The 26,416-nt window shown below is 72.1% G+C and carries 25 protein-coding genes and 1 pseudogene; 15 read left to right on the forward strand and 11 right to left on the reverse strand.

All coding sequences use genetic code 11. The features are described from left to right. Positions 1-85 precede the first annotated feature (85 nt). The 6 genes from J2S55_RS08320 to J2S55_RS08345 form a co-directional block, all read right to left on the reverse strand. Complete coding sequence (locus J2S55_RS08320) at positions 86-478, reverse strand: DUF6463 family protein (RefSeq protein WP_306858471.1); 393 nt, start codon at positions 476-478, stop codon at positions 86-88. Continuing rightward, the gene (locus J2S55_RS08325) at positions 475-1,029 is read right to left on the reverse strand and encodes a TetR/AcrR family transcriptional regulator (protein ID WP_306858472.1); all 555 of its coding nucleotides are present in this window, start codon (positions 1,027-1,029) and stop codon (positions 475-477) included. Before J2S55_RS08325 ends, J2S55_RS08320 begins: the two co-directional genes overlap by 4 nt. A gap of 148 nt (positions 1,030-1,177) precedes the next feature. Next, complete coding sequence (locus J2S55_RS08330; protein WP_306858473.1) at positions 1,178-1,579, reverse strand: VOC family protein; 402 nt, start codon at positions 1,577-1,579, stop codon at positions 1,178-1,180. 227 nt (positions 1,580-1,806) lie between these two features. Then, the gene (locus J2S55_RS08335; RefSeq protein WP_306858474.1) at positions 1,807-2,922 is read right to left on the reverse strand and encodes a methyltransferase; all 1,116 of its coding nucleotides are present in this window, start codon (positions 2,920-2,922) and stop codon (positions 1,807-1,809) included. Positions 2,923-3,348: 426 nt separating this feature from the next. After that, entirely contained in the window at positions 3,349-4,224 is an 876-nt protein-coding gene (locus tag J2S55_RS08340; RefSeq protein WP_306858475.1) for a universal stress protein, read from the reverse strand. Between the two features lie 665 nt (positions 4,225-4,889). Beyond that, the gene (locus tag J2S55_RS08345; RefSeq protein ID WP_306858476.1) at positions 4,890-6,113 is read right to left on the reverse strand and encodes a beta-ketoacyl-[acyl-carrier-protein] synthase family protein; all 1,224 of its coding nucleotides are present in this window, start codon (positions 6,111-6,113) and stop codon (positions 4,890-4,892) included. A gap of 333 nt (positions 6,114-6,446) precedes the next feature. On the opposite strand from J2S55_RS08345, the gene J2S55_RS08350 reads away from it, so the two are divergent. The 6 genes from J2S55_RS08350 to J2S55_RS08375 all read left to right on the forward strand — a co-directional run bounded on the left by J2S55_RS08350 (position 6,447) and on the right by J2S55_RS08375 (position 12,628). Continuing rightward, the gene (locus J2S55_RS08350; protein WP_306858477.1) at positions 6,447-7,301 is read left to right on the forward strand and encodes a universal stress protein; all 855 of its coding nucleotides are present in this window, start codon (positions 6,447-6,449) and stop codon (positions 7,299-7,301) included. Positions 7,302-7,438: 137 nt separating this feature from the next. Then, a complete protein-coding gene (locus J2S55_RS08355) occupies positions 7,439-8,104 on the forward strand; it encodes a CBS domain-containing protein (RefSeq protein WP_306858478.1) in 666 nt (221 codons plus the stop codon). Positions 8,105-8,117: 13 nt separating this feature from the next. Continuing rightward, on the forward strand, positions 8,118-9,116 hold the full coding sequence (locus J2S55_RS08360) for an Acg family FMN-binding oxidoreductase (protein ID WP_306858479.1): 999 nt from the start codon (positions 8,118-8,120) through the stop codon (positions 9,114-9,116). A 19-nt stretch (positions 9,117-9,135) separates the two neighbouring features. Then, entirely contained in the window at positions 9,136-10,002 is an 867-nt protein-coding gene (locus J2S55_RS08365) for a universal stress protein (RefSeq protein WP_306858480.1), read from the forward strand. Between the two features lie 137 nt (positions 10,003-10,139). Next, the gene (locus tag J2S55_RS08370; RefSeq protein ID WP_306858481.1) at positions 10,140-10,781 is read left to right on the forward strand and encodes an acyl-CoA-like ligand-binding transcription factor; all 642 of its coding nucleotides are present in this window, start codon (positions 10,140-10,142) and stop codon (positions 10,779-10,781) included. A 269-nt stretch (positions 10,782-11,050) separates the two neighbouring features. After that, positions 11,051-12,628 carry an MDR family MFS transporter gene (locus J2S55_RS08375; RefSeq protein ID WP_306858482.1) on the forward strand — a complete coding sequence of 526 codons (1,578 nt, stop codon included), beginning with the start codon at positions 11,051-11,053 and terminating at the stop codon, positions 12,626-12,628. Positions 12,629-12,726: 98 nt separating this feature from the next. Here the strand turns inward: J2S55_RS08375 and J2S55_RS08380 are convergent, their stop codons facing one another. Continuing rightward, entirely contained in the window at positions 12,727-12,894 is a 168-nt protein-coding gene (locus J2S55_RS08380; protein WP_306858483.1) for a DUF3073 domain-containing protein, read from the reverse strand. A gap of 253 nt (positions 12,895-13,147) precedes the next feature. On the opposite strand from J2S55_RS08380, the gene J2S55_RS08385 reads away from it, so the two are divergent. The 5 genes from J2S55_RS08385 to J2S55_RS08405 all read left to right on the forward strand — a co-directional run bounded on the left by J2S55_RS08385 (position 13,148) and on the right by J2S55_RS08405 (position 18,117). Beyond that, positions 13,148-13,396 (forward strand): hypothetical protein, encoded by a 249-nt coding sequence (locus J2S55_RS08385; protein ID WP_306858484.1) that lies wholly within the window; start codon positions 13,148-13,150, stop codon positions 13,394-13,396. A gap of 2 nt (positions 13,397-13,398) precedes the next feature. Further along, positions 13,399-13,734 (forward strand): ArsR/SmtB family transcription factor, encoded by a 336-nt coding sequence (locus J2S55_RS08390; RefSeq protein WP_306858485.1) that lies wholly within the window; start codon positions 13,399-13,401, stop codon positions 13,732-13,734. Positions 13,735-13,760: 26 nt separating this feature from the next. After that, entirely contained in the window at positions 13,761-13,949 is a 189-nt protein-coding gene (locus J2S55_RS08395) for a hypothetical protein (protein WP_306858486.1), read from the forward strand. Positions 13,950-14,077: 128 nt separating this feature from the next. Next, positions 14,078-17,299 (forward strand): fused isobutyryl-CoA mutase/GTPase IcmF, encoded by a 3,222-nt coding sequence (gene icmF / locus J2S55_RS08400; RefSeq protein WP_306858487.1) that lies wholly within the window; start codon positions 14,078-14,080, stop codon positions 17,297-17,299. Between the two features lie 50 nt (positions 17,300-17,349). Beyond that, positions 17,350-18,117 carry a helical backbone metal receptor gene (locus J2S55_RS08405; RefSeq protein WP_306858488.1) on the forward strand — a complete coding sequence of 256 codons (768 nt, stop codon included), beginning with the start codon at positions 17,350-17,352 and terminating at the stop codon, positions 18,115-18,117. Between the two features lie 71 nt (positions 18,118-18,188). Here J2S55_RS08405 and J2S55_RS08410 read toward each other — a convergent pair whose 3' ends face one another. Together J2S55_RS08410 and J2S55_RS08415 are read right to left on the reverse strand one after the other, a co-directional pair. Then, the gene (locus tag J2S55_RS08410) at positions 18,189-19,433 is read right to left on the reverse strand and encodes a glycosyltransferase (protein ID WP_306858489.1); all 1,245 of its coding nucleotides are present in this window, start codon (positions 19,431-19,433) and stop codon (positions 18,189-18,191) included. Positions 19,434-19,647: 214 nt separating this feature from the next. Further along, on the reverse strand, positions 19,648-21,351 hold the full coding sequence (locus tag J2S55_RS08415; protein WP_306858490.1) for an AMP-binding protein: 1,704 nt from the start codon (positions 21,349-21,351) through the stop codon (positions 19,648-19,650). 166 nt (positions 21,352-21,517) lie between these two features. On the opposite strand from J2S55_RS08415, the gene J2S55_RS08420 reads away from it, so the two are divergent. From J2S55_RS08420 to J2S55_RS08435, 4 genes are all read left to right on the forward strand, one after another. Then, positions 21,518-22,333, forward strand: coding sequence for a PIG-L family deacetylase (locus J2S55_RS08420; protein ID WP_306858491.1), 816 nt, complete (start codon positions 21,518-21,520; stop codon positions 22,331-22,333). 94 nt (positions 22,334-22,427) lie between these two features. Next, positions 22,428-23,021 carry a phosphoribosylanthranilate isomerase gene (locus J2S55_RS08425; RefSeq protein ID WP_306858492.1) on the forward strand — a complete coding sequence of 198 codons (594 nt, stop codon included), beginning with the start codon at positions 22,428-22,430 and terminating at the stop codon, positions 23,019-23,021. A gap of 97 nt (positions 23,022-23,118) precedes the next feature. Beyond that, positions 23,119-24,636, forward strand: a complete 1,518-nt coding sequence (locus tag J2S55_RS08430) for a hypothetical protein (RefSeq protein ID WP_306858493.1) — start codon at positions 23,119-23,121, stop codon at positions 24,634-24,636. Positions 24,637-25,151: 515 nt separating this feature from the next. Then, a complete protein-coding gene (locus J2S55_RS08435; protein ID WP_306858494.1) occupies positions 25,152-25,979 on the forward strand; it encodes a hypothetical protein in 828 nt (275 codons plus the stop codon). 36 nt (positions 25,980-26,015) lie between these two features. Here the strand turns inward: J2S55_RS08435 and J2S55_RS48255 are convergent. Both J2S55_RS48255 and J2S55_RS08440 read right to left on the reverse strand, forming a co-directional pair. Then, positions 26,016-26,177: pseudogene (locus J2S55_RS48255) on the reverse strand (helix-turn-helix domain-containing protein); the annotation flags it as partial. Beyond that, positions 26,177-26,353 carry a hypothetical protein gene (locus J2S55_RS08440; protein WP_306858495.1) on the reverse strand — a complete coding sequence of 59 codons (177 nt, stop codon included), beginning with the start codon at positions 26,351-26,353 and terminating at the stop codon, positions 26,177-26,179. The gene J2S55_RS08440 and the pseudogene J2S55_RS48255, both read right to left, overlap by 1 nt. Between the last annotated feature and the right edge of the window lie 63 nt (positions 26,354-26,416).

Below are 26,416 nucleotides of genomic sequence, written 5' to 3' on the forward strand. Positions count from 1 at the left end.
GTCCGCGGCCGTCACCGCCGCCGGGGCCCGCCGGGCCCGGGGCGACGGCCGCCCCGGGCGGCGGGCCCGGGAGTCCCGCGCTCCCTCAGCCGGCCTCCTGCGGCGGGCGGCGGGCGGCGACCAGGGCGAGCACGCCGATGACGGGCAGCACCCAGCTGCCGGTGACCGGGAAGTAGATGACGCACAACGGCACGCCGATCACCAGCAGGTACCACCCGACCTGCGCGGGCAGCCGCCCGGTCGCCCGGACCACGGACCGGCTGAGCGTCCCCATCGCCAGGAGCGCGGCACCCCCCGTCAGGAACCACACGCTCGCCTCGCGCGGCCAGTATCCGGCGGCGCCGGTGTCGACGACGGCGCTGAGGAACCCGTCGCCGGCGATCTCGGACCAGGCGTTGGGCTGGGCGAAGGCCCAGACGAAGTGGAGCACCGCCGTCGCGATGATCAGTCGTGGCACCCAGCGGGTCAGCCCGTTCATCCGTCCTTCCCGTCGTCCGGCATCAGGCGCATCGCCAGCTCGTAGACGTCGCGCAGCTCCTCGGCGGGCACCGGCGGGGCGATCTGCCCGGCCCCGATCAGTATCAGATACAGCATGCGGGCCATCGGGAGGGCGTCCGCCTCGGCGCCTCCGGCCTCGTGCCACAGCGACCGCAGGTAGTCGATGCGCAGCCGGTCGACCAGCTCCTGCGTCGCGCGCACCTCCGTATCCTGCAGCGCCCAGGCGCGGATGGCCGGCTCCGGATCGCCCGATCCCTTCTCGTCGGCCAGGACCAGCTCCAGGAGGCGGTCCAGCCTGGCCCGGACGGAGCCGCCGGTGTGCTCCACCGCGTCGATGTAGCGGGTGGTGTGCTGGGCCGCGAAATGCCGCAGCAGCTCGGTCTTGAACCCGGCCATGCCTTTGAAGTGGTGGTAGAAGGAACCCTTGGTCAGGCCGAGCCGCCCGCACAGCAGCTCCACGGTCAGCGCGGGCGCCCCCTCCTCGCCCAGCACGCCGAGTCCCTCCTCCAGCCAGTCGTGTCTGCTCGCCAATGTCTCCGCTCCTCCGTCGATCAAGCATCGGAACCGTACCATACGGTATGGTATGGCGCTGATGCCGGGGCCGGCGGCCCGCGGGCACCGCGCCGGGGCCGGCGGCATCCCGGGCCGGCCGTACCGGTCGGTCCGGAGCGGGCCCGTCTCAGCGCACAGGCTGGCCGATGCCCAGGAGGTTGCCCTCGCTGTCGCGGAACCAGGCGGCCCGCTCGCCGACGCCGACCGAGGGATAGTTCCCCTCGACGTGGGCGATGCCGCCGACCGTCCGCAGGCCGGGCAGGTCGACCTCCTCGAAGACCACGCCCCTGCTCCGCAGCCGCTCGACCACGGCCTCGATGTCGTCGACCTCCCACGCCATCTGGGTGTGGTCGCCCGAGGCCGCCCCCGCCGACGCGAACAGCGCGAACCGGCCGCCGCCGCACCGGTAGAGCAGGCCGCCGGGCCGCTCCTCGACGGGTTCGAGACCGAGCTTGTCCGCGTAGAACGCCCTGGCTCGCTGGAGATCCTGGGCCGGGAGCCGGGTGGCGACGGGGCTGTCGTTGAGCATGTGACGACTCTGTCACGGCGGAGGGCGGATCACCACGCCAATCGCCGCCGGTGGATCAGCCGGACGCGGCGCCTGGAGGGTCACACCGGTTCAGCCGTCCCCGGGCCGTTCCGGCATGCCGTACGGGCCCGGGGCGTCGGCCGGACCCCGCCTCGCGCGGCCCCCGCGTGTACGGCACGGCGCAGGAACCGGGCGAGGGGAGTCCGGCCGATCAGGGACCGGCCCGGTCAAGGACCTGCGCGGAGCCGCCACAGGGACGTGACCTCGGCGGCGCGGGCCGCGTGGAGGGGGTCGGTCCCGTCGAAGGCACGGGGGTGTCTCGGCCGCGTTTCCAGCCGGTCCACGACCCGCAGACCCGCGGCCTCGAAGGCGGACAGGAGCTCGGCGCGGGTCCGCAGGGCGAGATGTTCGGCCAGGTCCGACAGGATAAGCCAGCCCTCGCCGTCCGGTTCCAGGTGCCCGGCGAGCCCGTTCAGGAATCCGCGCAGCATGCGGCCGCCGGGATCGTAGACCGCGCGGTCGAGGGGCGAGGCGGGTTTGGCCGGGATCCACGGCGGGTTGCAGACGACGAGCGGCGCGCGGCCGGGCGGGAAGAGGTCCGCGTGCACGACGTCGACCCGGCCGGCCAGGCCCAGCCGTTCGAGGTTGTCGCGGGCGCAGGCCAGGGCGCGCGGGTCCTGGTCCGTGGCCACGAGGCGCTCGACGCCCCTGCGGGCGAGGACAGCGGCGAGCACACCTGTTCCGGTGCCGATGTCGAAGGCCCTGGAGCGCGAGGCGAGCGGCGCTCGGGCCACCAGGTCGACGTACTCGCCGCGGGTCGGTGAGAAGACGCCGTAGTGCGGATGGACGCGCCCGCCCAGCGCGGGCACCTCGACGCCCCTGCTGCGCCATTCGTGTGCCCCGGCGATGCCCAGCAGCTCGCGCAGCGAGGTCACCGACGGCCCCGCCGCCGGACCGTAGACCTCCACGCAGGCCTGTCGCACGTCCGGGGCGCGCCGCAGGGGGACGGTGTAGTCATGATCGAGCGGCACCAGCAGCCTGCCCAGCGTGCGGGCGAGCTGGGAGCGCGCCTGGCGGTGCAGCTGGAAGGCGTGGGCAGGGGACCGGGCGGGAACGCGCGGACGGCGCCCGGCGCGCCGTGCCATGGCGCGCAGGAGCTGGCGGGCGTTGTGGAAGTCGCTGCGCCACAACAGCGCGGTGCCCTCGCGGGCCAGACGGTAGGCGGTGTCGGTGGTGAGGCGGTCATCGGCGGTCACCACGCGGGTGGGTGGCGGCGAACCGTTCTCGGAACGCCAGCGGGCGGACCGGGCTCCGCCGTCTTCGGTCCAGCAGACCTCGAGCACTCGGGCTCCTCATGATCGAACCAGTGATGGTCATGAAGAGCACTCCGTCGCGGTGGATCAGCCTGTGGCGGCCTCCCGCGAGGGAGTGCGCGCCGAGGCGTCGCCGAGAACCATGCCGGGCGGTGGGAACGACATGATCAACCTCCTCGTGGGATCCGGAAGCATCTCATACTAGGGCTTGCCGGTGGCTCGCATGATCGACCGGCCTCGCCCGACCGCCGGGCCCATAGGTCGAGGTCGCGGCCCAGGAGGCCGGGATGCGCCTTGCGTGCCGGCCGGCTGGACATGGTGGAGCATCACGCCTCCTCAGAAATACCTTGACATGAAGATACTTATGTCAGGGTTCTGGACGGCGCCGCTCCGACGTGCCCCGGCGGGCGCGAGACGGCGTGGTCGCCCGGCTCCGGCAGGCGCGGCCGTGAGCGTTCAGCTCCGGTAGGTGTGCGAGGCCGCGTGGTGGACGACGGCGACGGGCGCGCGGGCGTGCTGGACCAGGGCGTGCACGGGCGAGCCGAAGAGTCTCGCCCTGCTGGGAGGGCCGACGACGACCAGCTCGGCGCCGTCCGAGGCGTCGATGAGCGCCTTGGCAGGATGCTCGTGCACGACGTGCTCGATGAGGGGCACGTCGGGAAAGCGCTCGCGCCAGCCACTGATGGACTCGGCCAGCAGGCGGGCCTCCTCCTCGCCGACGCTCGTGATGTCGAAGACGAGCGGCTGCATGTCACCGGGTGCCCTGACGGCCGGGCGGGTCCAGGCGTGCACCGCCCGGAGCGGGACTCGCCGCCGTGCGGCCTCGCAGAAGGCGAACTCCAGGACGGGATCGCGGCCGGGGTGTCCGGTGACGCCGAGGACGACCTCCGTGCCGCGCCCGGCGCGCGGCCTGCTCACGATCACCACCGGGCAGGGGGACCGGGCGGCGAGGTCATGGCCGACCGAGCCCAGCAGCAGCCCGGTGAATCCGCCCCGGCCCCGGCCGCCGACGACGACCAGCTGCGCGGTCTCGGCCGTGGCGGCGATCGCCTCGGCGGCGGCACCGTCGAGGATCTCGGTGATGACCTCCAGGCTGGGGGCGCGGATGTGGGCCTGCTCGGCGGCCCGGCGGAGCAGCTCCCAGGAGGCGGCCTCCGCGGCCGGCCCCCAGTGGGCGGGCTGCGGGACGAGGGGGACGTCATAGGCCCAGCGGAGAGCGGCGTGCACGATGCGCAACAGCGCGCCCCTCAGCACGGCCTCCTCCGCCGCCCAGGTCACGGCCTGCATCGAGGACGCCGAGCCGTCGACGCCGACGACGACGGGGTCCGTCATGGCTGTCACCTCGAGTCCCTGTCCGCCGGTACGGCGTGCCGCTCGTGGTGGCCGGGCCTGAGGCCGTGTGAGGTCATGGCCGTCACCCCGAGTCTCTGTCCGCCGGTACGGCGTGCCGCTCGTGGTGGCCGGGTCCGAGGCCATGTGAGGTCATGTCCCCGCCTCCTGTGTCCGGGTCCCCTCTTCTCCCATGCTCGCCCGCCCTCTGGCCGCCCGGGTAGGGGCGAAGGTCCCATGGGCCCGGGAATCGGCCGCTCCGGGCCCCCGGATCTCCGCCGCCGAGCGGGGCCAGAAGGCGGGTGTACTCAGTCCGCCTGCCCCGCGAGGAAGCCCGCCCGGCCGCGGCCGTCGGATCCGCCCGCGCCGGCCCGGCTCAACCGGGATCCCTGTCCAGGCCGGCGGGCCCGGTCAACCCGTTCGGGAGATGGACCCGGAGAACCCGTTCGGGGTCCGGAGAGCCCATTCGGGAGGCGGGCCCGGGGAACCCTGTTCGGAAGCGGATCCGGAGAGCCCCGTTGGGGGGCGGATCCAGGGAACCCCGTGGGGGGTGGGTTCGGGGAATCCCGTTCGGGGGGCCGGAGAACCCTGTTGGGGGGTGGGCTCGGGGAACCCTGTTCGGAAGCGGGCTCGGGGAGCCCCGTTCGGGGTGGGTCGGAGGAATCTGTTCAGGGGGCGGAGGCGAAGACCAGGGAGGCGTTGTGGCCACCGAACCCGAAGGAGTTGGACAGCGCCGTGTCCTGCCGTCCTCGTCGCGGCCGGCCGGTGACGATGTCGAGCTTGATCTCCGGGTCGAGGTCGACCAGGTTGCGGGTGGCGGGGACGATCCCGTCGCGGATGGCGAGGATCGCGGAGATGGCCCCCATCGCCCCGGCGGCGCCGCACAGGTGGCCGGTCATCGACTTGGTCGCGGTGACCGCCGGGTGCGTCCCGATCGCCTCGGCGATCGAGCGGGCCTCGGTCACGTCGCCGGGCGGAGTGGAGGTGGCGTGGGCGTGCACGTGCCCGATGTCGAGCGCGTCCAGGCCGGCGGAGGCCAGGGCCAGCCGGATGGCGCGCACCTGCCCGTCGGAGTGGGCCGCGGTGATGTGGTGGGCGTCGGAGGTGACGCCCGCGCCGGCCAGCATCGCGTGGACGCGGGCGCCGCGGGCCGCGGCGGACTCCGCGCGCTCCAGGACCACCAGGGCGGCCCCTTCGCCGAGGACGAACCCGTCCCGCGCGGTGTCGAAGGGCCGCGATGCCTCCTGGGGGGCGTCGTTGCGCGTGGAGAGTGCCCTGGCCTGGGCGAATCCGGCGATGGTGAGGGGATGGACGCACGCCTCGCTGCCGCCCGCGACGACGACGTCGGCGCGGCCGAGGCGGATGAGGTCCAGGCCCATCGCGATCGCCTCGGCGCCGGAGGCACAGGCGCTCACCGGGGTGTGGGCGCCGCCGCGGGCACCGAGCTCCATGCTGACCACGGCCGCGGGCCCGTTGGGCATCATCATGGGCACGGTGTAGGGCGAGACCCGCCGCGCTCCGGAGGTCTCCAGGACGTCGGCCTGGGCGAGAGTGCTCAGCAACCCGCCGACTCCGGTGCCGATGACCACCGCCAGGCGCTCCGGCTCCGTCTCGGGGGCTCCGGCGTCGGCCCACGCCTCACGTGCGGCGATCAGGGCGACCTGCTCGCAGCGGTCCAGCCGCCGGGCCTTGACCCGGCCGAGCACCTCCTCGGGCTCCACCCGTAGCCGGCCCGCGATCCGCACCGGCAGAGCGGCCGCCCACTCCTCCTCGATCAGGCTGATCCCGGACTGCCCGGCCAGCAGGGCGGCCCAGGTGGAGGGCACGTCACCGCCCAACGGTGTGGTGGCGCCCAGCCCCGTGACCGCCACATCAGCTCTGTCGACCGCCATCGGACAACCCCCTTCTCCGTGAAGCGCCTCTCCGAGACGCCTCGCAAGCCGTTCGGTCCCGGATCCACGCTGCCAGCGCGCGGCCGTTTCCGTAGGTGCCGCGGTCAACGAAGATTGCGCGCGAGGATTTGTTGGGAATCTCTTATGGTTCCGGTGCCGGAGTTGGGCACCATCGCGCCGTCCGCGCCGTTTGCGCGGTTCTCGTCCTCCTCGGCGCCGGGACCCCGGGGCCGGTGGGCAGAGGCCGGAAGTCCCTGACGGCCGGGTCTTTCGGCCACTGCGGGAAACGCCGGGAAAGGGTCGGATGGAAGGGGGAGAAACGAGGAGGACGCCATGACAGCGCATGTAGCGGTGGGCACGGACGGCTCACCTTCCTCGCAGGTCACGGTCGGGTGGGCGGCCGCCGACGCCGCGCGGCGCGGATGTGCCCTGCGGATCGTCCACGTGTCCGGGCCGTGGACCTACGACATCCCGCTCCAGACCCCGCCCGGCTTCCGTGACTCCGTGACCGAGCACGCCCGGGGCGTGCTGGAGGCCGCGGCCACCCTGGCGCGCGAGCGGGCCCCGCGGATCGAGGTGGAGACCGCGCTCGAAACCGGCCGGACGGTCGAAGTCCTCCGGCGCGAGGCCGAGACCGCCGAGCAGATCGTGGTGGGCCACCGGGGCCGCGGCGGATTCGCCGAACTGATGCTCGGATCGGTCTCCCTGGCCCTGGCCGGGCACACGGCCGCGCCGCTCGTGGTCGTCAGAGGCGAGCCGGAGCGGACCTACGGCGAGATCGTCGTGGGCTTCGAAGGCTCGGCCCACTCGGCGGCGGCCCTGGAATACGCCTTCGAGGAGGCCACCAGGCGCGGCGCCCGGCTGCATACGGTCCACACCTGGCAGATGCCCGTCACGGGGCAGGGGGCCGCCGCCTACACGCCACTGATCGAGGAGATCTTCGACACCGAGCGGCGCGTGGCGGCGGACACGCTCACTCCCTGGCGGGACAAGTACCCGCAGGTGGAAGTCACGCAGACGGCGGTCTGCGGGCATTCCGTCGCCGTCATCTGCGAGGCGTCGCGGAGCGCGGACCTGGCCGTCGTCGGCTCGCGCGGGCTGGGCCGGCTCGGCTCGGCCGTACTGGGCTCGGTCAGTCACGGGGTCCTGCACCACGCCCGGTGCCCCGTCGCGGTGGTCAGCGCCTGAAGCGGGACGTGAGGGACGCGCGGGATCTCGCCGCCCACCGGTCCGCGGACGGCGGACCGTAGGTCCTCCGCATCGGGGACTTTCGTCGCTGACGCGGCCGGCAGGGCTCCGGGAGGCTCGTAACGAGGAGGCCAATCATGAAGGTCGTGGATGTCATGGGTGTCAGGGCCGTCGCGGTGCGGCCGGAGGCGTCCTTCTCCGAGATCGTCGACGCCATGCGGCGTTTCAAGATCGGCGCAGTCACCGTCATCGACGCCGGCGGGCGTCCCGTCGGCGTGGTCTCGGAGGATGACCTGCTGCTCAAGGAGATCGATCCCGACAGGCACGCCGGCGGCGTCTTCGGTGGCCGCGGCAGGCGCGAGGAGCGCAGGAAGGCGGCCGGTGGCACGGCCGGGGAGATCATGACCACCCCCGCGATCACCGTCACCCCGGAGACCTCCGTCCGGGAGGCGGCGCGGCTGATGCACCGGCACCGGATCAAGCAGCTGCCCGTGGTCGACACAGCCACCGGACGCGTCACCGGGATCGTCCACCAGAGCGATCTGCTGAAGGTCTTCACCCGTCCGGCCGACGAGATCGACCGCGAGGTCACCGCGGTCTGCGAACGGCTCGGCATCGACCGGCGGGAGCTGGCCGTCGGCGTCGAGACGGGTGTGATCACGCTGGCGGGACAGGTCGGCCGCCGCTCCCAGAGATCGCTTCTCGTCGCCGAGATCCGCCGGATCGACGGTGTTCTCGGCGTCAAGGGTGGCCTGACGTACCGCTCCGACGACCTGGTCCCTGTCTCGACCCCCTACCTGTGACGGAGGTGGGCACGTGAGCGCCCGCACGAGCGAGGAGATCGCCTCGACGATCCACACGGCGGTGCAGGCCGCCGTGTGGGCGCCGTCGGTGCACAACACCCAGCCGTGGTCCTTCGCCGTCGACGGAGAGGAGATCTCCCTGCGGGCCGACAGCGACAGGAAGCTGCGGCTCGGCGACCCCGCGGGCCGGGAGCTGCTGATCAGCTGCGGCGCCGCCCTGATGAACCTGCGGCTCGCGCTGCGCGTGCTCGGCTGCGAGGCGCGGGCGCGGGTGCTGCCCGACCCCGACCGCCCCGCCCTGCTGGCGACGGTGCGGATGGGGGAGGCCGCCGTCGCCGACGAGCACACCCGGCTGCTGCACGGTGAGATCGAGCGCCGCCGCACCCACCGCGCCGGATTCACCGAGCTGCCCGTGCCGGACCGCCTCCTCGGAGCCCTCGTCTCCCAGGCCGCCGCCGAGGGGGCGCGGCTGACGCCGGTCCGCTCCGAGGCCGCGGTCCGGGTGCTCGCCGCCCTCACCTGCGCCGCCCAGGACGTGCAGTCCCAGAACCGGCTGTTCACCCTGGAGATGATCAGCTGGGCCCAGCCGCCGGGAAGCTCCCGCAAGGAGGGGGTCCCGGCCGAGGGCTATCCCCGCGAGCCCAGGCGGACCCGTCCGCACTTCGCCCAACGCGACTACGCCCACGGCCACCCGTGGGGCGACGACAGTGACCAGTTCTTCTCGGCCTCCACCGGGACCGTGGCGGTGCTGACCACGCCGGGGGACTCCCGCGAGGACTGGATCGCGGCCGGTCAGGCGCTGCAGCGCGTCCTGCTGTACGCCTCCGCCTACGACGTCGGCGCGGCCTTCCACACCCAGGCGCTGGAGATGCCCCACCTGCGGGAGTTCCTACGGCAGGAACTGCTGTCCGGCGAACACCCCCAGATGATCATGCGTCTGGGCTACACCTCCGGCGCGGGCGGGGGCATCCGGCGGCCGGTCGCCGAGGTGCTCCGGGAGCGCCGGCCGTAGTGACCGGAAGGGGGAGGTCATGATCCTGGCGGGAGTCGACGGCTCGCGGGCCGGCCTTGAGGCCGTGGGCTGGGCGGTGCGGGAGGCGGGCCTGCGCGGCGCCAGGCTGCGCATCGTGCACATCATGCCGGTCTGGGCCTATGAGATGCCGCAGGGCGTCCCGCACGCCGCCGTGGGACAGTGGATGCGCGACGGGGCCACGTCCACGCTGGCCGAAGCACTGAGGCGGGCGCGTGAGGAAGACGGCGACGTCGAGGCGGAGACCCTGCTGCTGCCGGGCGACCCCCGCCTCGGCCTGCTCAAGGCAGCCGAGCGCGCCGAGCTCCTGGTGGTCGGCAGTCACGGGCTGGGCGGTTTCCGCGGCATGCTGCTCGGATCGGTCGCGCTGGGAGTGGCCGGGCGCGCCGCCTGCCCGGTGGCCGTCGTCCGCGACCTGCCCGCGCACACCCGCGGCGAGGTCGTCGTCGGCATCGACGGCTCCCCGTCCGGTGCGGCCGCCATCGGTTTCGCCTTCGCCGAGGCGTCCGTGCGCGGTGCCACACTGCGGGCGATCCACGCCTGGAGACGGCCCGCGGCCGGCGGCGGTCTCTTCGCTCCGCCGGTCGCGCAGGAGATGGCCGAGGGCGAGCGGCGCCGGCCGGCCGAGGCGCTGGCGGCCTGGAGCGGGTCCTACCCGGATGTCAAGCTCGTCGAGCAGGTGGAGCACGGGCACCCGGTGGACGTGCTGAGGGACGCCTCGGCGCAGGCGGACGTGCTGGTCGTGGGATCGCGCGGGCGCGGCGAGCTGGCCGGGCTGCTGCTGGGCTCGGTGAGCCACTCGCTGCTGCACCACGCCGCCTGCCCCCTCGCGGTGGTCCCCGCCGGGACACGTCCCCGGTATGTCTGACCGGGGGCTGTCCTCCCGGTGGTCCCGGGAGGCGGCGTGGGCGGGGAGCAGCCGGACATGCCATTTCACTGTGTCGTATATCACTTCATACTATGAAAACATGCAGAAGGTGAAAGTTTTCGCCTATGCTGCATGGTGTGACCATCGTGGATACGGGTGATCGGCCGGGCGCGGTCGATCTGGGCCGGCGGGACCGGAAGAAACAGGAGACGCGCGCGGCTCTGGAGCGGGCCGCTCTGGAGCTGGTCGCCGAGCGGGGCATCGGCGGGGTCACCGTGGAGGACATCAGCCAGGCCGTCGACGTCTCCTCGCGCACCTTCTTCAACTACTTCTCCTGCAAGGAAGAGGCGGTCACCGGCAAGGGGCCGGGGACCGACACGCAGATCGGCGAGATGATGAGGTCGGCGCCGGCGGAGCTGCCGGTCATCGAGGTGCTGCGGCGGGCGCTGCGCGCCGAGGCGGACCAGATCCAGGCCCGGCAGGAGCAGTGGCTGCTGCGGTTGAAGGTGTTCGAGCAGAATCCGTCGCTGCTGCCCCGTCTCGTCGCCAACGGCGCCGAGGTCGAGCGGATGATCGCGGAGGCGGTCGCCGGGCGGATCGGCGTGGATCCGGTGGCGGACGGCTACCCGATCCTGGTCACGGCCGTGGCCTGGACGGCGTTCCGGGTCGCGATGATGCGCTGGAGCGCCGGAGGCGGAGACCGCGAGCTGGGGGAGCTGCTCGACGAGGCCTTCGACCATCTGACGGCGGGGCTGGCGGACCCCTCCTCTCCCGCCTGACCTCTCCCTCCTTCCACCAGGTCCCGTGACCCAACAGATCCCGTGATCCGTCAGGTCCCGTGACCCAACAGGTTCCGTGACCCGTCAGGTCCCGTGACGCCTCTTCCCGCCCGGTCCCGTCACGTCCGTTCCCCCATCCGGCTCCGTCCCCGGCCGCACCACCCGGTGCCGGCCACACCACGGCCCGGTCACACCACGGCCCTGTCACCCGTTCCAGGCCCGGCGCCCTTTCGTGCCGGGTCCCCTGAAGCAAGAGAACCCGAGGAAGAATGACGACCACCAGTGTGCCGCCGGAGGCGGCCGCCGACGCCGCCGCGCGTCCCTCCCGCCGCAAGGTGCTGCAGGCGCTTTCCGGGCTGATGGTGGGCATGTTCGTGTCCATCCTGGCCTCCACCGTCGTGGCCAACGCGCTGCCGCGCATCATCACCGACCTGGGCGGCAGCCAGACCGTCTACACCTGGATCGTCACCGCCGAGCTGCTGGCGATGACGGCCACCGTGCCGCTGTGGGGCAAGATGGCCGACCTCTACAGCAAGAAACTGTTGATCCAGCTCTCGCTGGGACTGTTCGTGGTGGGCTCGCTGATCGCCGGTCTCACGCCGAACGTGGAGATCCTGATCGTGAGCCGGGTGGTGCAGGGCGTCGGCGCCGGAGGCATGACCGCGCTGTCCATGATCGTGATGGCCGCGATGATCCCGCCCCGTGAGCTGGGCCGCTACGCCGGCATCTTCGGCGCCGTGTTCGGCGTCGGCACCGTCGCCGGGCCGCTGATCGGCGGCCTGCTGGTCGACACCTCCTGGCTGGGGTGGCGCTGGTGCTTCCTGATCGGCGTGCCGTTCACGATCCTGGCGATCGTGTTGCTGCAGCGCACCCTCAAGCTGCCGGTCGTCCGGAAGCAGGTGAAGGTCGACTATCTCGGTGCCTTCCTCATCACCGCGGGCGTCTCGACGCTGCTGGTGTGGTCGTCGCTGGCGGGCAACCAGTTCGCCTGGGCCTCGGCGTGGACGGCCGGCCTGGTCGGCGCCGGAGTGCTCATCCTGGCCGTCGCGGTGTGGGTGGAGTCGCGGGCGGCCGAGCCCATCATCCCGCTCGGCGTCTTCCGCAACCGCACGGTCGCGCTGGCCACCGTCGCCAGCGTGCTGGTCGGCGTCGCGATGTTCGGCGGGACGGTCTTCCTGTCGCAGTACTTCCAGGTGGCCCTGGGCAAGTCGCCGACCGTGGCGGGCCTGATGAGCCTGCCCATGATCTTCGGCCTGCTCGTCTCCTCCACCGTCGCCGGGCAGCTCATCACCAAGTGGGGCCGCTGGAAGGGGTTCCTGGTCGCGGGTGGCGTGATCATGCTGGCCGGCATGCTCCTGCTGTCCACGATCGGCGCCGACACCGGCGTCCCCGTGCTCTCGCTGTACATGGCGGTGCTCGGCGTCGGCGTCGGCATGCTCATGCAGAACCTGGTGCTCGCCGCGCAGAACGACGTCCCGGCCCACGACCTGGGCGTCACCACCTCCGTGCTGACGTTCTTCCGCAGCATGGGCGGCGCGGTCGGCGTCAGCGCCCTGGGCGCCGTGCTGGCCAACCGGGTCACCAGCCTGATGGCCGAGAAGCTCGGCCCGGTGGCGACCGCCTCCGGTGGCGAGCAGAGCCACGCCGTACCCGACATCTCCACGCTGCCCGCGCCGGTGGTGCGCGTGATCCAGGACGTCTACGCCACCGCCACCGCCGACCTGTTCCTCATCGGCGCCCCGCTGACCGCGCTCGCCCTCGTGGCGGTGCTGTTCATCAAGGAGAAGCCGCTCAACACCCTCACCGGTGACGAACGGCTCGCCCAGGAGAGCGCGGCCATGCACTGAGCGTGTGACCGCCTGAGCGTGTGACCGCCGACGTCAGGACGGACCCGGCCCGCCCCCCTGTGGAAGGGGGGCGGGCCGCAGGTCAGTCGGTCACCGACCTAGCCGCCGGGGGACCCGTCGGCGGGGTCTTCGGTCTCGGTCTCGGGCGCGGGATCGTCACCGCTGCCGAGCTCCCTGCGGAGCCGCTCAAGATCGATGTCGTGGGTGCCGTACTTCAGCTGGCGAGCCACCTTCGTCTGCTTCGCCTTGGCTCGACCCCGCCCCATTGGCTGCACTCCCTCTACGCACGCAGGCGTGCTCGACCTCTTGTCACAGTCGCGCTGTCGGCTGACGTAGCGTGACACCCTGGGCCGGCCCCGCCGCCGGCGGCCGTGCCCGGTGTGTCCCGCTCCGCCGCCGACCTGGTCCGGACCGGGATCCGGGCCGGCTGAGCGACGTCCGAGAACATATCACTGCCGTCAGCTTACCTATAAACCTTACAATTTGAACAATTATGCAACTTGGCACATGATGAGTGTCGTGTATTCGCTGTTCGGGAGCCGAAGTTCACCTGATCTACGGGAAGCGGAAGGCCGGGGCGAGTTCGCGGCGCGGCTGCGGGCACGTGTCGACGAGGTCGACGCCGAGCTGCGGATCACGCGGCACGCCTTCGACGGCCAGGCGGTCGAGATCCTGTCCGGACGGCTGGAGAGCCTGCTGCGCATCGCCGACCGGCACGGCATCGACGTGCGGTACGCGGGCGGCGGGCCCGCCGACGGGGCTGTGTGATCATGCCGGTGCCGCTCAATCAGGCCAAGGCCGATTTCTTCCGTACCCTCGGCCATCCGGTCCGCATCCAGGTGCTCGAACTGCTGCAGGACGGCCCACTGCCCGTCCGTGACCTTCTGGCCGCGATCGACGTCGAGGCGTCCAGTCTGTCCCAGCAGCTGGCGGTGCTGCGCCGAGCCGGGATCGTGACCGCCACCCGCGAGGGGCCCACCGTCGTCTACGCCCTGTCCACCGCCGATGTGGCCGATCTGATGGTCGCCGCCCGGCGGATCCTGACCGAGCTGCTGGCGGGTCAGGGAGAACTGCTGGCCGAGCTGCGGGCGGAGGCCCGCGGATGAGCGCTCACCCCGACCCGAGGACCGCCGTGACCAACCGGAAGAGGAAGACCCTCGAAGAGCGGATCGCCGACCGTCAGGCGCAGCGGCCCGTGCTGAAGGAGGGCAGCCAGTTCGAGCACGGGCCGGCGAAGTTCGTGTTCGTCTTCCTCATCGCGGTGGTCGTGCTGATCCACTTCGTCGGCCTGGCGGTCGTCATGGCATGGGATCTCGGCTGAGGCCGGCACGGGGATTCGGCCGAAGCCGGAGCGGAAATCAGTAGGACGTCCTAGTATTTACTAGGACGTCCTAGTAATTTTGAGGGAAGTCCAGGTGGAGTAGTCGGCCGTCAGTCGGAGGAGCCCTCGTGCACGTTCCCGTCAATCCGGTCCGCGTCGTCACGGCGGCGGCGCTGTTCGACGGCCACGACGCGGCCATCAACATCATGCGGCGGATCCTGCAGTCGCAGGGCGCCGAGGTCATCCATCTGGGCCACAACCGCTCCGTCGACGAGATCGTCACCGCGGCGATCCAGGAGGACGCGCAGGGCGTGGCCGTCAGCTCCTACCAGGGCGGACACGTGGAGTTCTTCACCTACCTGGTGGACCTGCTGCGCGAGCGCGGGGCCGGGCACGTGAAGGTCTACGGCGGGGGCGGCGGGGTGATCGTGCGCGAGGAGATCGACCTCCTGCACGCCCACGGCGTCGCCGGGGTCTTCTCGCCCGAGGACGGCCAGCGGCTGGGGCTGGCCGGAATGATCAACAAGGTGGTCGAGGCGTGTGACGTGGACCTGACCGCCGGCGGGGCGCCCGCGATGGCCGAGGTGGTCGCGGGCGACCACCGGGCGCTGTCGCGCGCGATCACGATGGTGGAGTCCGGCGCCGCGGACGCCTCGTGGCTGGAGGCGCTGCGGGGTGCCGCCGCCGCCCGCACGGTCCCGGTGCTGGGCATCACCGGCACCGGCGGTTCGGGCAAGTCCTCGCTCACCGACGAGCTGCTGCGCCGGATCAGGATCGACTTCGAGGACAAGCTCCGGGTCGCCGTCATCGCGGTCGACCCGACCCGGCGGCGCGGCGGGGGAGCGCTGCTGGGCGACCGGATCAGGATGAACAGCCTGTCCGGCGGCGGCGCCTACTTCCGGTCCCTGGCCACCCGGGGGGCACAGGAGCTGCCCGCGCACCTCGGCGACGTGATCGCGGCCTGTCGGGCGGCGGGCCACGACCTGGTGATCGTGGAGACTCCTGGCATAGGGCAGGGCGACGCGGCGATCGTGCCGTTCGCGGACGTGTCGCTGTATGTGATGACGCCGGAGTTCGGCGCGGCCTCCCAGCTGGAGAAGATCGACATGCTCGACTTCGCCGACGTGGTCGCGATCAACAAGTACGAGCGCCGGGGCGCCGAGGACGCGCTGCGCGACGTGCGCCGCCAGCTCGTCCGCAACCGAGAGGCGTTCGGGGTCCCGCCGGAGGAGATGCCCGTCTACGGCACGATCGCCTCCCGCTTCAACGACGCCGGCGTCACCGCGCTCTACCAGCGCCTCAGGGGCCTGCTCGGCGAGCACGGGCTGCCCGAGACCCCGGGCGTGCTCCCCGAGGTGAGCGGGAACACCTCGAAGGTCGCCGACGGCATCGTGCCACCGGCCCGGTCCCGCTACCTGGCCGAGATCGCCGAGACCGTCCGCGGCTACCACGCCCACACCGCGGATCAGGCGGAGGCGGTGCGCGGCCTGCAGCGGCTCACCGCCGTCCGGGAGATGATCGCCGAGGAGGGCGCCGACACCGCCGCCGTGGACCTCCTGCTGGCCCGTGCGGCCGCCGGAGTCGATCCCGGCAGCCGGGCGCTCCTGGAGGGATGGAGCGCCACGGCGGAGGAATACCGGGCCGACGAGCTGGTGGTGAAGGTCCGCGACCGGGAGCTGCGGACCCCGCTGTGGCGCCAGACGCTGTCGGGCAACCGGATCCCGCGGGTGGCGCTGCCGCGGCTGTCCGACCACGGCGACCTGCTGCGGTTCCTGCGCGCGGAGAACCTGCCCGGCCGCTTCCCGTTCACCGCCGGCGTCTTCCCCTTCAAGCGGGACGACGAGGACCCGACCAGGATGTTCGCCGGAGAGGGCGACCCGTTCCGCACCAACCGGCGCTTCAAGCTCCTGTCGGAGGGCCAGCCGGCGACCCGGCTGTCCACCGCCTTCGACTCGGTCACGCTGTACGGCAACGACCCCGCGCTCCGCCCCGACATCTACGGCAAGGTCGGCACGTCGGGGGTGTCGATCGCGACGCTCGGCGACATGAAGGCGCTGTATGACGGGTTCGACCTGTCGGCGCCCAACACCTCTGTCTCCATGACGATCAACGGGCCCGCGCCGACGATCCTGGCCTTCTTCCTCAACACCGCCGTCGACCAGGCGCTCGACCGCTTCGGCGACACGCACGGCCGCCCGCCCTCGCCCGAGGAGGCCGCGGAGCTGCGCGCCAGGACGCTGGCCACCGTGCGCGGCACCGTGCAGGCCGACATCCTCAAGGAGGACCAGGGGCAGAACACCTGCATCTTCTCCACCGAGTTCAGCCTGCGGATGATGGCCGACATCCAGGAATGGTTCATCGCCAACGGGGTGCGCAACTTCTACTCGGTCTCGATCTCCGGCTACCACATCGCCGAGGCCGGGGCCAACCCGATCAGCCAGCTCGCCTTCACCCTGGCCAACGGCTTCACCTACGTCGAGGCCTACCTGGCCCGCGGCATGAAGATCGACGACTTCGCGCCGAACCTGTCGTTCTTCTTCTCCAACGGCATGGACCCCGAATACAGCGTGCTCGGGCGGGTGGCCCGCCGCATCTGGGCGGTGGCGATGCGCGAGCGGTACGGCGCCGCCGAGCGGGCGCAGAAGCTGAAGTACCACATCCAGACCTCCGGCCGATCCCTGCACGCCCAGGAGATGGACTTCAACGACATCCGCACCACCCTGCAGGCGCTCATCGCGATCTACGACAACTGCAACAGCCTGCACACCAACGCCTTCGACGAGGCCGTCACCACCCCGTCCCCCGACTCGGTACGGCGGGCCATGGCCATCCAGCTCATCATCAACCGCGAGTGGGGCCTGGCGATGAACGAGAACCCGCTCCAGGGCTCGTTCATCGTCGACGAGCTCACCGACCTGGTCGAGGAGGCCGTGCTCAAGGAGTTCGAGCGCATCTCCGACCGGGGCGGCGTGCTGGGGGCGATGGAGACCGGCTACCAGCGCGGGCGCATCCAGGACGAGTCGATGCTGTACGAGACCCGCAAGCACGACGGCTCCCTGCCCATCATCGGGGTCAACACCTTCCGCAACCCCAAGGGCGAGGTCGACCACGGCCCGCTGGAGCTGGCGCGTGGCACCGAGGAGGAGAAGCAGTCCCAGCTACACCGCCTGCGCGACTTCCAGGAGGCGAACGCCGGACAGGCCCCGCAGGCCCTGCAGCGGCTCCGCCAGGCGGCGGCGTCGGACGAGAACGCCTTCGCCGCGCTGATGGACGCCGCCCGCGTCTGCTCCCTCGGTCAGATCACCGAGGCGCTGTTCGAGGCCGGCGGGCAGTACCGCCGTAACGTGTGACAGGGGCCGGCCCGGCCGGGGAGCCGGCCACGGGCCGAGAGGACGGCGAGATGAGAGACGACACCGGCGCCACGGTCGCGGTCCCCGCGAGGGTGCGCCGGATCGTCTCCCTCGTCCCCTCCCTGACCGAGACCGTCGCGGCGACCGCGCCCCGGCTGCTCGTGGGGGCCACCGACTGGTGCAGCCACCCCGCCGGCCTCGACGTCACCCGGGTCCGGGGCACCAAGAACCCGGACCTGGAGCTGATCAGGTCGCTCCGCCCCGACGTCGTGCTGGCCAACTTCGAGGAGAACCGGGCCGCCGATCTCGACGCGCTCCGGGCGGCCGGCGTCCCGGTGTGGGTGACGGTCATCCGTACCGTCGACGAGGCGCTGGCCTCGCTGGAGCGCGTTCTCACCCAGGCGTGCCGGCTGCCCCGCCCGGCCTGGCTGGACGGGGCGGAGGCCGCCTGGCGGCAGGAGGCCCGCGCCCCGTGGTGCCGGGCGGTCATCCCGGTGTGGCGCCGGCCGTGGATGGTCGTCGGCGGGGAGACCTTCACCGGCGACGTGCTGGCCCGGCTGGGCGTGGTGAACATCTACGCCGACCACCCCGAGCGCTACCCGAAGATCCCGATCGACCGGCTGCGGGAGGCCGGGCCCGACCTGGTGGTGCTGCCGGACGAGCCGTACCGCTTCACCGCGGACGACGGCCCCGAGAGCTTCCCCGGCGTCGCGGCGGCCCTGCTCGACGGGCGCCGCCTGACGTGGTACGGCCCCTCGCTCGTCGAGGCGCCCGCGGTGCTGTCGGCCCAGCTACGCCGTACGATCATCGGCGGCTGAACCCCGGGTCGAAACGTCGGCGGCGCAGCCCGGCGCGGGGCACTTTCCCCGGCTCGGTGATCCCGCGTGGTTCACGCGGACACCGGCGGCCTTTCTCGGCTGACCGTTTCGAGCAGCAGCCTCGCGGCCACCGTCGCCCCGTCGGTGCGGACCGTACCGGCCACGGCCCTCGCCCGGGCGCCGGTCTCGGGGGCCAGCGCCGTCCTGAGCGCGGCTGACAGGGACTCGGTGGTCGGGGTCGGGCCGTCGTGTGCCGCGCCGATGCCCAGCTCGGCCACCCGGGCGGCCCAGTACGGCTGGTCCGCTATCTGGGGCACCACCACCTGGGGCGCGCCGGCCCGGGCGGCCGTCGTCGTGGTGCCCGCGCCGCCGTGGTGCACGACGGCGGCCACCCGGCCGAACAGTGCCTGCTGGTTGACCTCGCCGACGGCGAAGCAGTCGTCCCGGTCGTCGGTCAGGGCCAGGCCGGCCCAGCCGCGCGAGACGAGTGCGCGGCGGCCGTGCGCGCGGACCGCCTCGATGGCCGCCCGGGCGACGTCCTGCGCGGCGCGCATGGGCATGCTGCCGAAGCCCACGTACACCGGGGGCGCGCCGGTGTCCAGGAACGCCTCCAGATCGGCCGGGAGCGGGCGTCCGTCCGGCCGGATCCAGGCGCCGGTCTGCACCACGTCGAGATCCGCCGGCTGCAGCCACGGGCCCAGGGCCGGGTCCGCCGCCAGCCACGGCTGGTCGGTGAAGACGTGGTCGCGGACGTTGTCCACCGGGGGCAGGCCGATCGACGCCCGGTGGCCGTTGATCGCCTCGCCGAACAGCGCGTTCATGTCCTCCGTGTTCAGGTCCCACAGCACCCGGTTGTCGGTCACCTCCGGTGGGAGCGGCCGGGTCCACGCGAGCGGCGGGTGGTGCGGCGACGGCAGGTAGGTCGGGAAGTAGGCCACGAACACGTAGGGGATGCCCAGCTTCTCGGCCACCGACCGCGCGGCGGCCGCGGCCGGGATCAAGCCGGTCGCCACCACCGCGTCACATCCCTCGGCCACCGCGGCGACCGATCCGTACGTCGCGGCGACCATCTGGGCCGCGCGCTGGGGCAGGCCCGCCGCGGGCAGCGGCTCCTTCCCGGTCACCGCCCCGGACGCCATCTCGCGCACCGACCGGCCGAGCGGCACCAGCGGGAGGCCGGAACCGTCCAGCAGCTCCGCGAAGTCCGGCGGCGCGCACACCCGCACCTCCGCGCCGAGCTCCCGCAAACTCACCGCGAGCCCCACCATCGGTTCGACGTCCCCGCGCGACCCGTACGTCAACAACAACACACGCATTCCACGACTCCCGTTTCCGCAGGTTCTGGCCTCGGCCGACGATTCTGCGGCACGACCCGGGTCTTGTGGCAAGCCCGCCGGTGCACTATAGGTTGAGAGCGGAAAGGAGCGGACGCCCCCCTTCCCCGTTACCGTCCGCTGTGAACGGACGGCCTCCTCCTCTCCTCCCCGGCCTCGGACGGCACCGCCGGGTCGCCGGACGCACCGTCTCCGTTCAGGTCCGCAGCTCGGGGAACTGGTCGTCGCGCCACTCCGTGGCCGAGCCGGTGCCGGCGGCCCGCTCCTCGCGGGCTCGGAGCTCGACCCGGCGGATCTTTCCGGAGATCGTCTTGGGCAGCTCGGCGAACTCCACCCGGCGCACCCGCAGGTAAGGGGCCAGCTTCTCCCGCGCGTGGCGCAGGATGGCCAGCGCGGTCTCCCGGTCCGGCGTCCAGCCCGGGGCGAGCACGACGTACGCCTTGGGCACGGCCTGCCGGACCGGGTCGGGCGCGGGCACCACCGCGACCTCGGTGACGGCCGGGTGCTCGATGAGCACGCTCTCCAGCTCGAACGGCGAGATCTTGTAGTCGGAGGCCTTGAACACGTCGTCGGTCCGCCCGATGTAGGTGATGTAGCCCTCCGCGTCCCGGGAGGCGATGTCACCGGTGTGGTAGTAGCCGCCGGCCATCGCCTCCCGCTCCCGGCGGGGGTCGCCCTGGTAGCCGGTCATCAGGTTCATCGGCCTGCGGGCCAGGTCGACGCAGATCTCGCCCTCCTCGGCCGGCTCCCCGGTGATCGGGTCGACCAGCACCACCGGCACCCCGGGGAGCGGACGGCCCATCGAGCCGGGCTTGACCGGCGCCCCCGGGGTGTTGCCGACCTGGGCGGTGGTCTCGGTCTGCCCGAACCCGTCGCGCAGCGTCAGCCCCCAGGCGTTGCGGACCTGCTCGATGACCTCCGGGTTCAGCGGTTCGCCGGCCGCCGTCACCTCCCGCAGCGAGCCGGGACCGCCGGACAGGTCGGACTTGATCAGCATCCGCCACACCGTCGGCGGCGCGCAGAACGTGGTCACCCCGGCCCGGCGGATCTGGGCCAGCAGCGCGCCCGCGTCGAAGCGGGCGTAGTTGTAGACGAAGATCGTCGCCTCGGCGATCCACGGGGCGAAGAAACAGCTCCACGCGTGCTTGGCCCAGCCCGGCGAACTGATGTTCAGGTGCGTGTCGCCCGGCCGCACGCCCATCCAGTACATGGTGGACAGATGTCCGGCCGGGTAGGACACCTGCGTGTGCTCCACCAGCTTCGGCCGGCTGGTCGTGCCGGAGGTGAAGTACAGCAGCAGCGGGTCGTCCGGCGCGGTGCCCGGGTGCGCCACGGGCCCGGCCGCGCCGGCGTAGGCGTCGCGATAGGCGGCCCACCCCGCCGGTGCCTCGCCGACGCAGATCCGGGTGTAGTCGCCCGCCACCCCGGCGAACTTCGCGGTGTCCGCGCTGTTGGCGATGACGTGCCGGGCGCCGCCGCGCTCGATGCGGTCGGGCAGGTCCGCCGGGCCCAGTGCCGTGGTCGTCGGCATGATCACCGCGCCGAGCTTCATCACCGCCAGCATCGACTCCCACAGCTCGACCTGGTTGCCCAGCATGACGAGCACGCGGTCACCGCGGCCCACCCCCTGCCCGGCCAGCCAGGCCGCGACCTGGTCCGAGCGGCAGGCGATCTCGTCGAAGGTGTGGCGGGTCTCAGACCCGTCCTCCTCGACCAGCCACAGGGCCGTCCGCCCGTTGCCGCGGGCGATCACGTCGAACCAGTCGTGCGCCCAGTTGAAGGCGCCCTGGAACACCGGCCACACGAACCGTCCCACCGCCCCCTCGTAGTCCCCGCCCAGGTCCAGCAGCAGGTCCCGGGCCTCCCGGTAGATCTCGGTGTTCTTCGTCGTGCCCACCATGACGGCTCCCTCCGGCGGCGACGGGGTGTCGCGCGTGACTGTCAGGACTCACCTACCCGCTCGGCGGGCGGCCGGAATCAGGCGGACGGCCCGATTCCGGCCGCCCGCCGGCGGCCGTAGAGTGATCGGGGCCGCGTGGCCTTCTTATCCGGAGGGGTCGATATCCATGGCTGACGAGCTGACACTGATGGCTGTCCACGCCCATCCCGACGACGAGGTGATCGGGACGGGCGGCATCTTCGCCAAGTGCGTCGAGGAGGGCATCCGCACCGTCCTGGTCACCTGCACCAACGGGGAGCAGGGTGACGGTCCCGGCGGGGTGAAGCCGGGGGAGCCCGGCCACGACGAGGCGGCGGTGCGCGAGCGGCGGCTGGAGGAGCTGCGCGAATCCGTGGCCCACCTCGGGATCGACCATGTGGAGCTGCTCGGCTACCGCGACTCCGGCATGGTGGGCTGGGCCGCCAACGAGGCGCCGGACGCCTTCGCCAACGTCCCCGTCGAGCAGGCCGCCGGGCGGCTGGCCGCGTTGATGGAGCGCTACCGGCCGCAGGTCGTCGTCACCTATGACGAGAACGGCAACTACGGCCACCCCGACCACATCCAGGCCAACCGGATCACCCTCGCCGCGGTCGAGGCATCCGGCATCCCCAGCAAGCTCTACTACACCGCGGTGCCCCGGGAACGGGTCGCCGAGCTGTTCGAATACCTCCGCTCGATCGGCGGGGCCCCCGAGGACCTGGAACTCCCCCCGGACTTCGGCACCCCGGAGGAGCAGATCACCACCGTGGTCGACGTGGAACCCTACGTGGAGCACAAGCGCAAGGCGCTGGAGGCGCACGCGAGCCAGGGCGAGAACATCTTCCTGCTGCGCATGCCCGCCGAGGCCCAGCAGCGGGCGCTCGGCCACGAGGCGTTCATCCGCCACCTCAGCCGCGTCCCCGCCGCCGACCGTGAGGACGACCTCTTCGACGGCCTGCGCTAGGCCCTGTCCTGTAGATCACTGTTCGCTGGAGGCGGGCCCGGGGCGATCACGCGGGTGGCGGCCGGAGGCGCCCCGCGCCGATAGTGTGCGGAGGGTGTACGTGAAGATCTGCGGGCTGCGCGAGCCCGAGCATGTGACGGCCGCCGTCGAGGCGGGAGCCGACGCGATCGGCTACGTCCTCACCAGGAGTCCCCGGCGGATCACCCCGGCGCGGGCACGCGAACTGGCCTCCACGGTGCCCGCGCACGTGCTGACCGTGGCGGTGTTCGCCGGGGAGACCCCCGAGGAGATCCGGGCGGCCGCGCTGGAGGCCGGGGTGCGCGCCGTCCAGCTGCACGGCGACCACCCGCACGATGACTTCACCGCGCTGAAGGACCTCGACCTCACGCTGATCCGCGCCGGGGCCGCGGGCGCGGATCTGCGCTGCGGCGCCTTCGACGAGGACCTGCTCATCGTCGACGCGCCCAGGCCCGGTTCGGGGCAGCCGTGGGACTGGGCGGCGGTGCGCGGCCGTCCGGCGGGCCGCTGGATGCTGGCGGGCGGTCTGGACCCGTCGAACGTGGCCGAGGCGATCGCCGCCGCCCGGCCCTGGGGCGTCGACGTGTCGAGCGGCGTGGAGGTCGCGCCCGGGGTGAAGGACGCCGGCCTGATCAGAAGCTTCGTCACCGCCGCCCGCGCCGCCGGATGATCCGGCGCACCCGCTACCAGTGGCTACAAGTCGGTGACCAGTGAGATCCAAGTGACCCTGTCTACCCTTCGGGCCCGTGATTTCCAATGTAAGAAAATTGATCGCGATTCTCGCGATGGGTACCGCGATCGGTGGTGTCGCGGTGGCCACCCCGGCCACCGCGGCTTCCGGTCCGGTTACGGTGTCGGCCGCCAAGGCGTCACCGGCGCGCTACAACGGTGACTGCCCGGTGAACGTCAGCTTCGCGGCGGTGGTCAAGGGCCGCCCCGGCACCAAGATCAAATATCGCTGGCTGCGGGGGGACGGCGCGGCGGGAGCCGTACGGACGGCCGTGCTGACCGGCCGGGTCACGCTCTGGGACCGGCGCACGTTCACCACCGACACCAGGAGCTGGCAGGCGCTGCAGGTTCTTGGTGCGCGGGGCAGGACGTCGAAGAAGGTCCGTTTCCAGGTGAGTTGCCAGGGATCGGTCACCGTCCAGCCGGATCCCGCCTCGACGGTCCGGCCCACTTCGTCGGCCTCGCCCTCGCCCACCCGGACGCCGAGCGTGCCGCCGGCGACCCCGGCCCCGAACGGGACTCCGCGGCCGACGGCCTCGGGGACGCCCACCGCCCCGCAGGCCACCGCGTCGGCGACGGTGACCGGGATAAACCGAGGGGACTACGAGGGGCCCTGCTGGACCCCGTTCTACTGGAACACCACGGGCACCCTCAAGGTGTCGCGGGTCCCGGCGACCGTGAAGTACCGGTGGATCGACAGCAACGGCTGGAAGTCGCAGGAGCAGACCCGCGAGTTCACCCAGGGCGGCGCGGCCGAGGTCCCGGTCAACTACGAGGAGAGGGTGGCCTTCGACACCCGTTCGGGCTGGCGGGCCATCGAGATCCTCTCCCCGGCCGGGTCCGTGGTCTCCAACAAGTTCCCCTACGCCATCAAGTGCACCGACGCGACCGACGCCACCGTCACGGTGACGGCGCTCCGTCCCAATTACCGAGGCCCCTGCCCGCCCGCGGACAGCGATGAGGGCGCGGCGGACCTGCCGTTCTCCGTCAGGTTCGAGGCGGAGAAGAAGCCGGCGATCGTCAAGTTCCGGCGGATCTGGAACGGGGTCCCGGGGCCGGTGGAAGAGGTCAGGCTCAACGAGATGCACCGGAGCTTCACCGCGCACCGGCCCATCACCGAGGGAGGCGTCGTCTCCCTGGCGATCGAGGTCAACGGGGTCAGGTCGGAGGTGGCGACCTCCACGGTGACCTGCGAGGACGGCACGCCGCCGACGGCGGACGCGCAGGTCGAGTCGGTCAAGGTGGCCAAGGAGTCGTTGTACCTCTACTACTGCGGCTGGAACGCGGACTACCGCCAGTACCTGTCCGGTGACATCACCGCGAAGGGGCCCGGCCGGGTGCCCTACCGGTGGGTCCTCGACTTCGGCTCCTACACGCGGACGTCGGCGGTGCGCACCGCCTTCTTCCACGACCAGGGCCCCCGGACCGAGCACGCGGTGCTGGGGATGCAGCCGACCTACAACACCAGCGCGTCCGTATGGCTGGAGCTGTTCCCGGGCACCCCGAAGGCGGTCAAGTCGAACGTGGGGAACTACAAGGTCTCCTGCCGCCTCTGACCGAGGATCGCGGCTGACACGAGGGCCCGCGCACCGGCGCGGGCCCTCGCCCGGGGTGGTCATCGGCCCCGGGGCGTCAGCGGGCGCCGGGGCCGGTCCGGACCCGCTCACGCGGGATCACGGTCTCCCGGGCCGCCGGTCCGGCCCGATCCGCCGCCGGCCCGCACATCCCCGTGTTCACCGCCCGCGTTCACCGCCCCGGTGAGGACATCGACGAGAATGAAATCTCGCCTTTCCTGAAGCCTCCTCGCCCGTTCCGTCATGCGATGGGACGGTAAGAAGAGCCCCGGGCCGCAGGGCGGAACAAGACGTCCCGTCCGGTTTGAAAGCATGGAGCCGCGGGGTCAATTATTAATCGGCCGACACGGCGGGCCGGATCTCCGTGTTCTGGGGACGGCTTCTTGCTTGACCATTCTGGAGGGCTCGGTTCATACTCCGCGCAGGACTTTATTCCAGCGTTCGAGGAGTAATTGATGGCGCTCGGGAAGCTTACCTCAATGGCGACCGTGTCCCTCATGGTTCTTGCGGTCCTGGCCTCGTCGGCGCCCACGAGTTTCGCGCACTCGAAGGCGCGGGCCGCGCCCCCTGTCGGCGGCTCCCCGTCCGAGGAGCCGGAGGAGCCGGAGGACACGCTCGCCGAACTCAGCTACGTGAACGGTGTGCGGGTCGTGTTCTCCTACAGCGCGTCCTCGCAGGACTACGGGCTGTTCCAGGAAGGACGCGGAGGGGAGAACGCGCCGATCGTGCGCCTTCCGGTGGGAAGCATGCTCGAGGCCTACCTCGACGCGACCCCGACGAGCCTGCCGGTCCCCCGGCTGCTGCTGGAGGAGTTCCGGGAGGATCCGACGCCGCCGGACCTCGAAGGGCGGACGGTCACCGCCTCTCCCGTCATCGCCCGTGCCCTCGCGGTGCCCGGCTCCGCCGCCCGCGTCTCCACCGTTTCGGGCCAGTCGTGTTACTCGGGTTACTACCCGTATGTGGACTGGCATGATTCCGCGGTGGCCGGGATGGCGCCCAAGTCGTATTACTCATCGGACTTCGGCGGCAAGTTCCGCTACGCCAACAGCTACGTCTACAACTGCACCCCGGTGGGATCGGCCGACTACCTGTACGCGAGGCACCGGATTTATTACCGGAACGTCCTGGGCAACTACGTCAAGCAATTCGACGGCAAGGTGCCGCCCGGGGGCTGGCAGGCGAAAACCAAGGGACTCGCCAACCATTACCGCATGGTGGCCTACAGCGACGGCTGGGACTCGAATCCCGCATGCGGTGGCGGCGCGTGCAAATACACCAGGGAGGGCGTCTTCAGCTCCTCGCCCGCTCCCGGCCCGAATCAGTGACCGAGCCGGCGGCGGGGAGAGGGTGACGGCTTCGCGTAGCGCCGCCTTGGACGGGAAGTGCCGGTAGACGCCGGCGTGGCTGACCCCCAGAGCCCGTGCCACGTCCAGCACCGTGGCTTTCTCCGGCCCGTGCCGGCGCGGCACGTCCTCGGTGGCGGTCAGGATGGTCTCGGCGTCGAGCGTCCCTGACGCACGCATCAGCGCTCACCGTCCTGGGCGGACCGGACCCCGTGGTCCTCGGCGACCGCGGAGGCCGGCACCGCCCGCTCGATCGCGGCCGGTTCCTCGTCGGTCAGGGCCGGTCGGTGGTTGGCGACGATCATCAGGTCGGCCGTCGCCCTTTGTAACCCCTGTCCCGAGGTCGTGCTCGACACGGCCTCCGATCAGGTCACGAGCCTCGCGCTCCGCGTTCGCGCGGACGGCCCGTTGCCGGAGCA

This window comes from Streptosporangium brasiliense, from assembly GCF_030811595.1.
Classification (GTDB): Bacteria; Actinomycetota; Actinomycetes; order Streptosporangiales; family Streptosporangiaceae; genus Streptosporangium; species Streptosporangium brasiliense.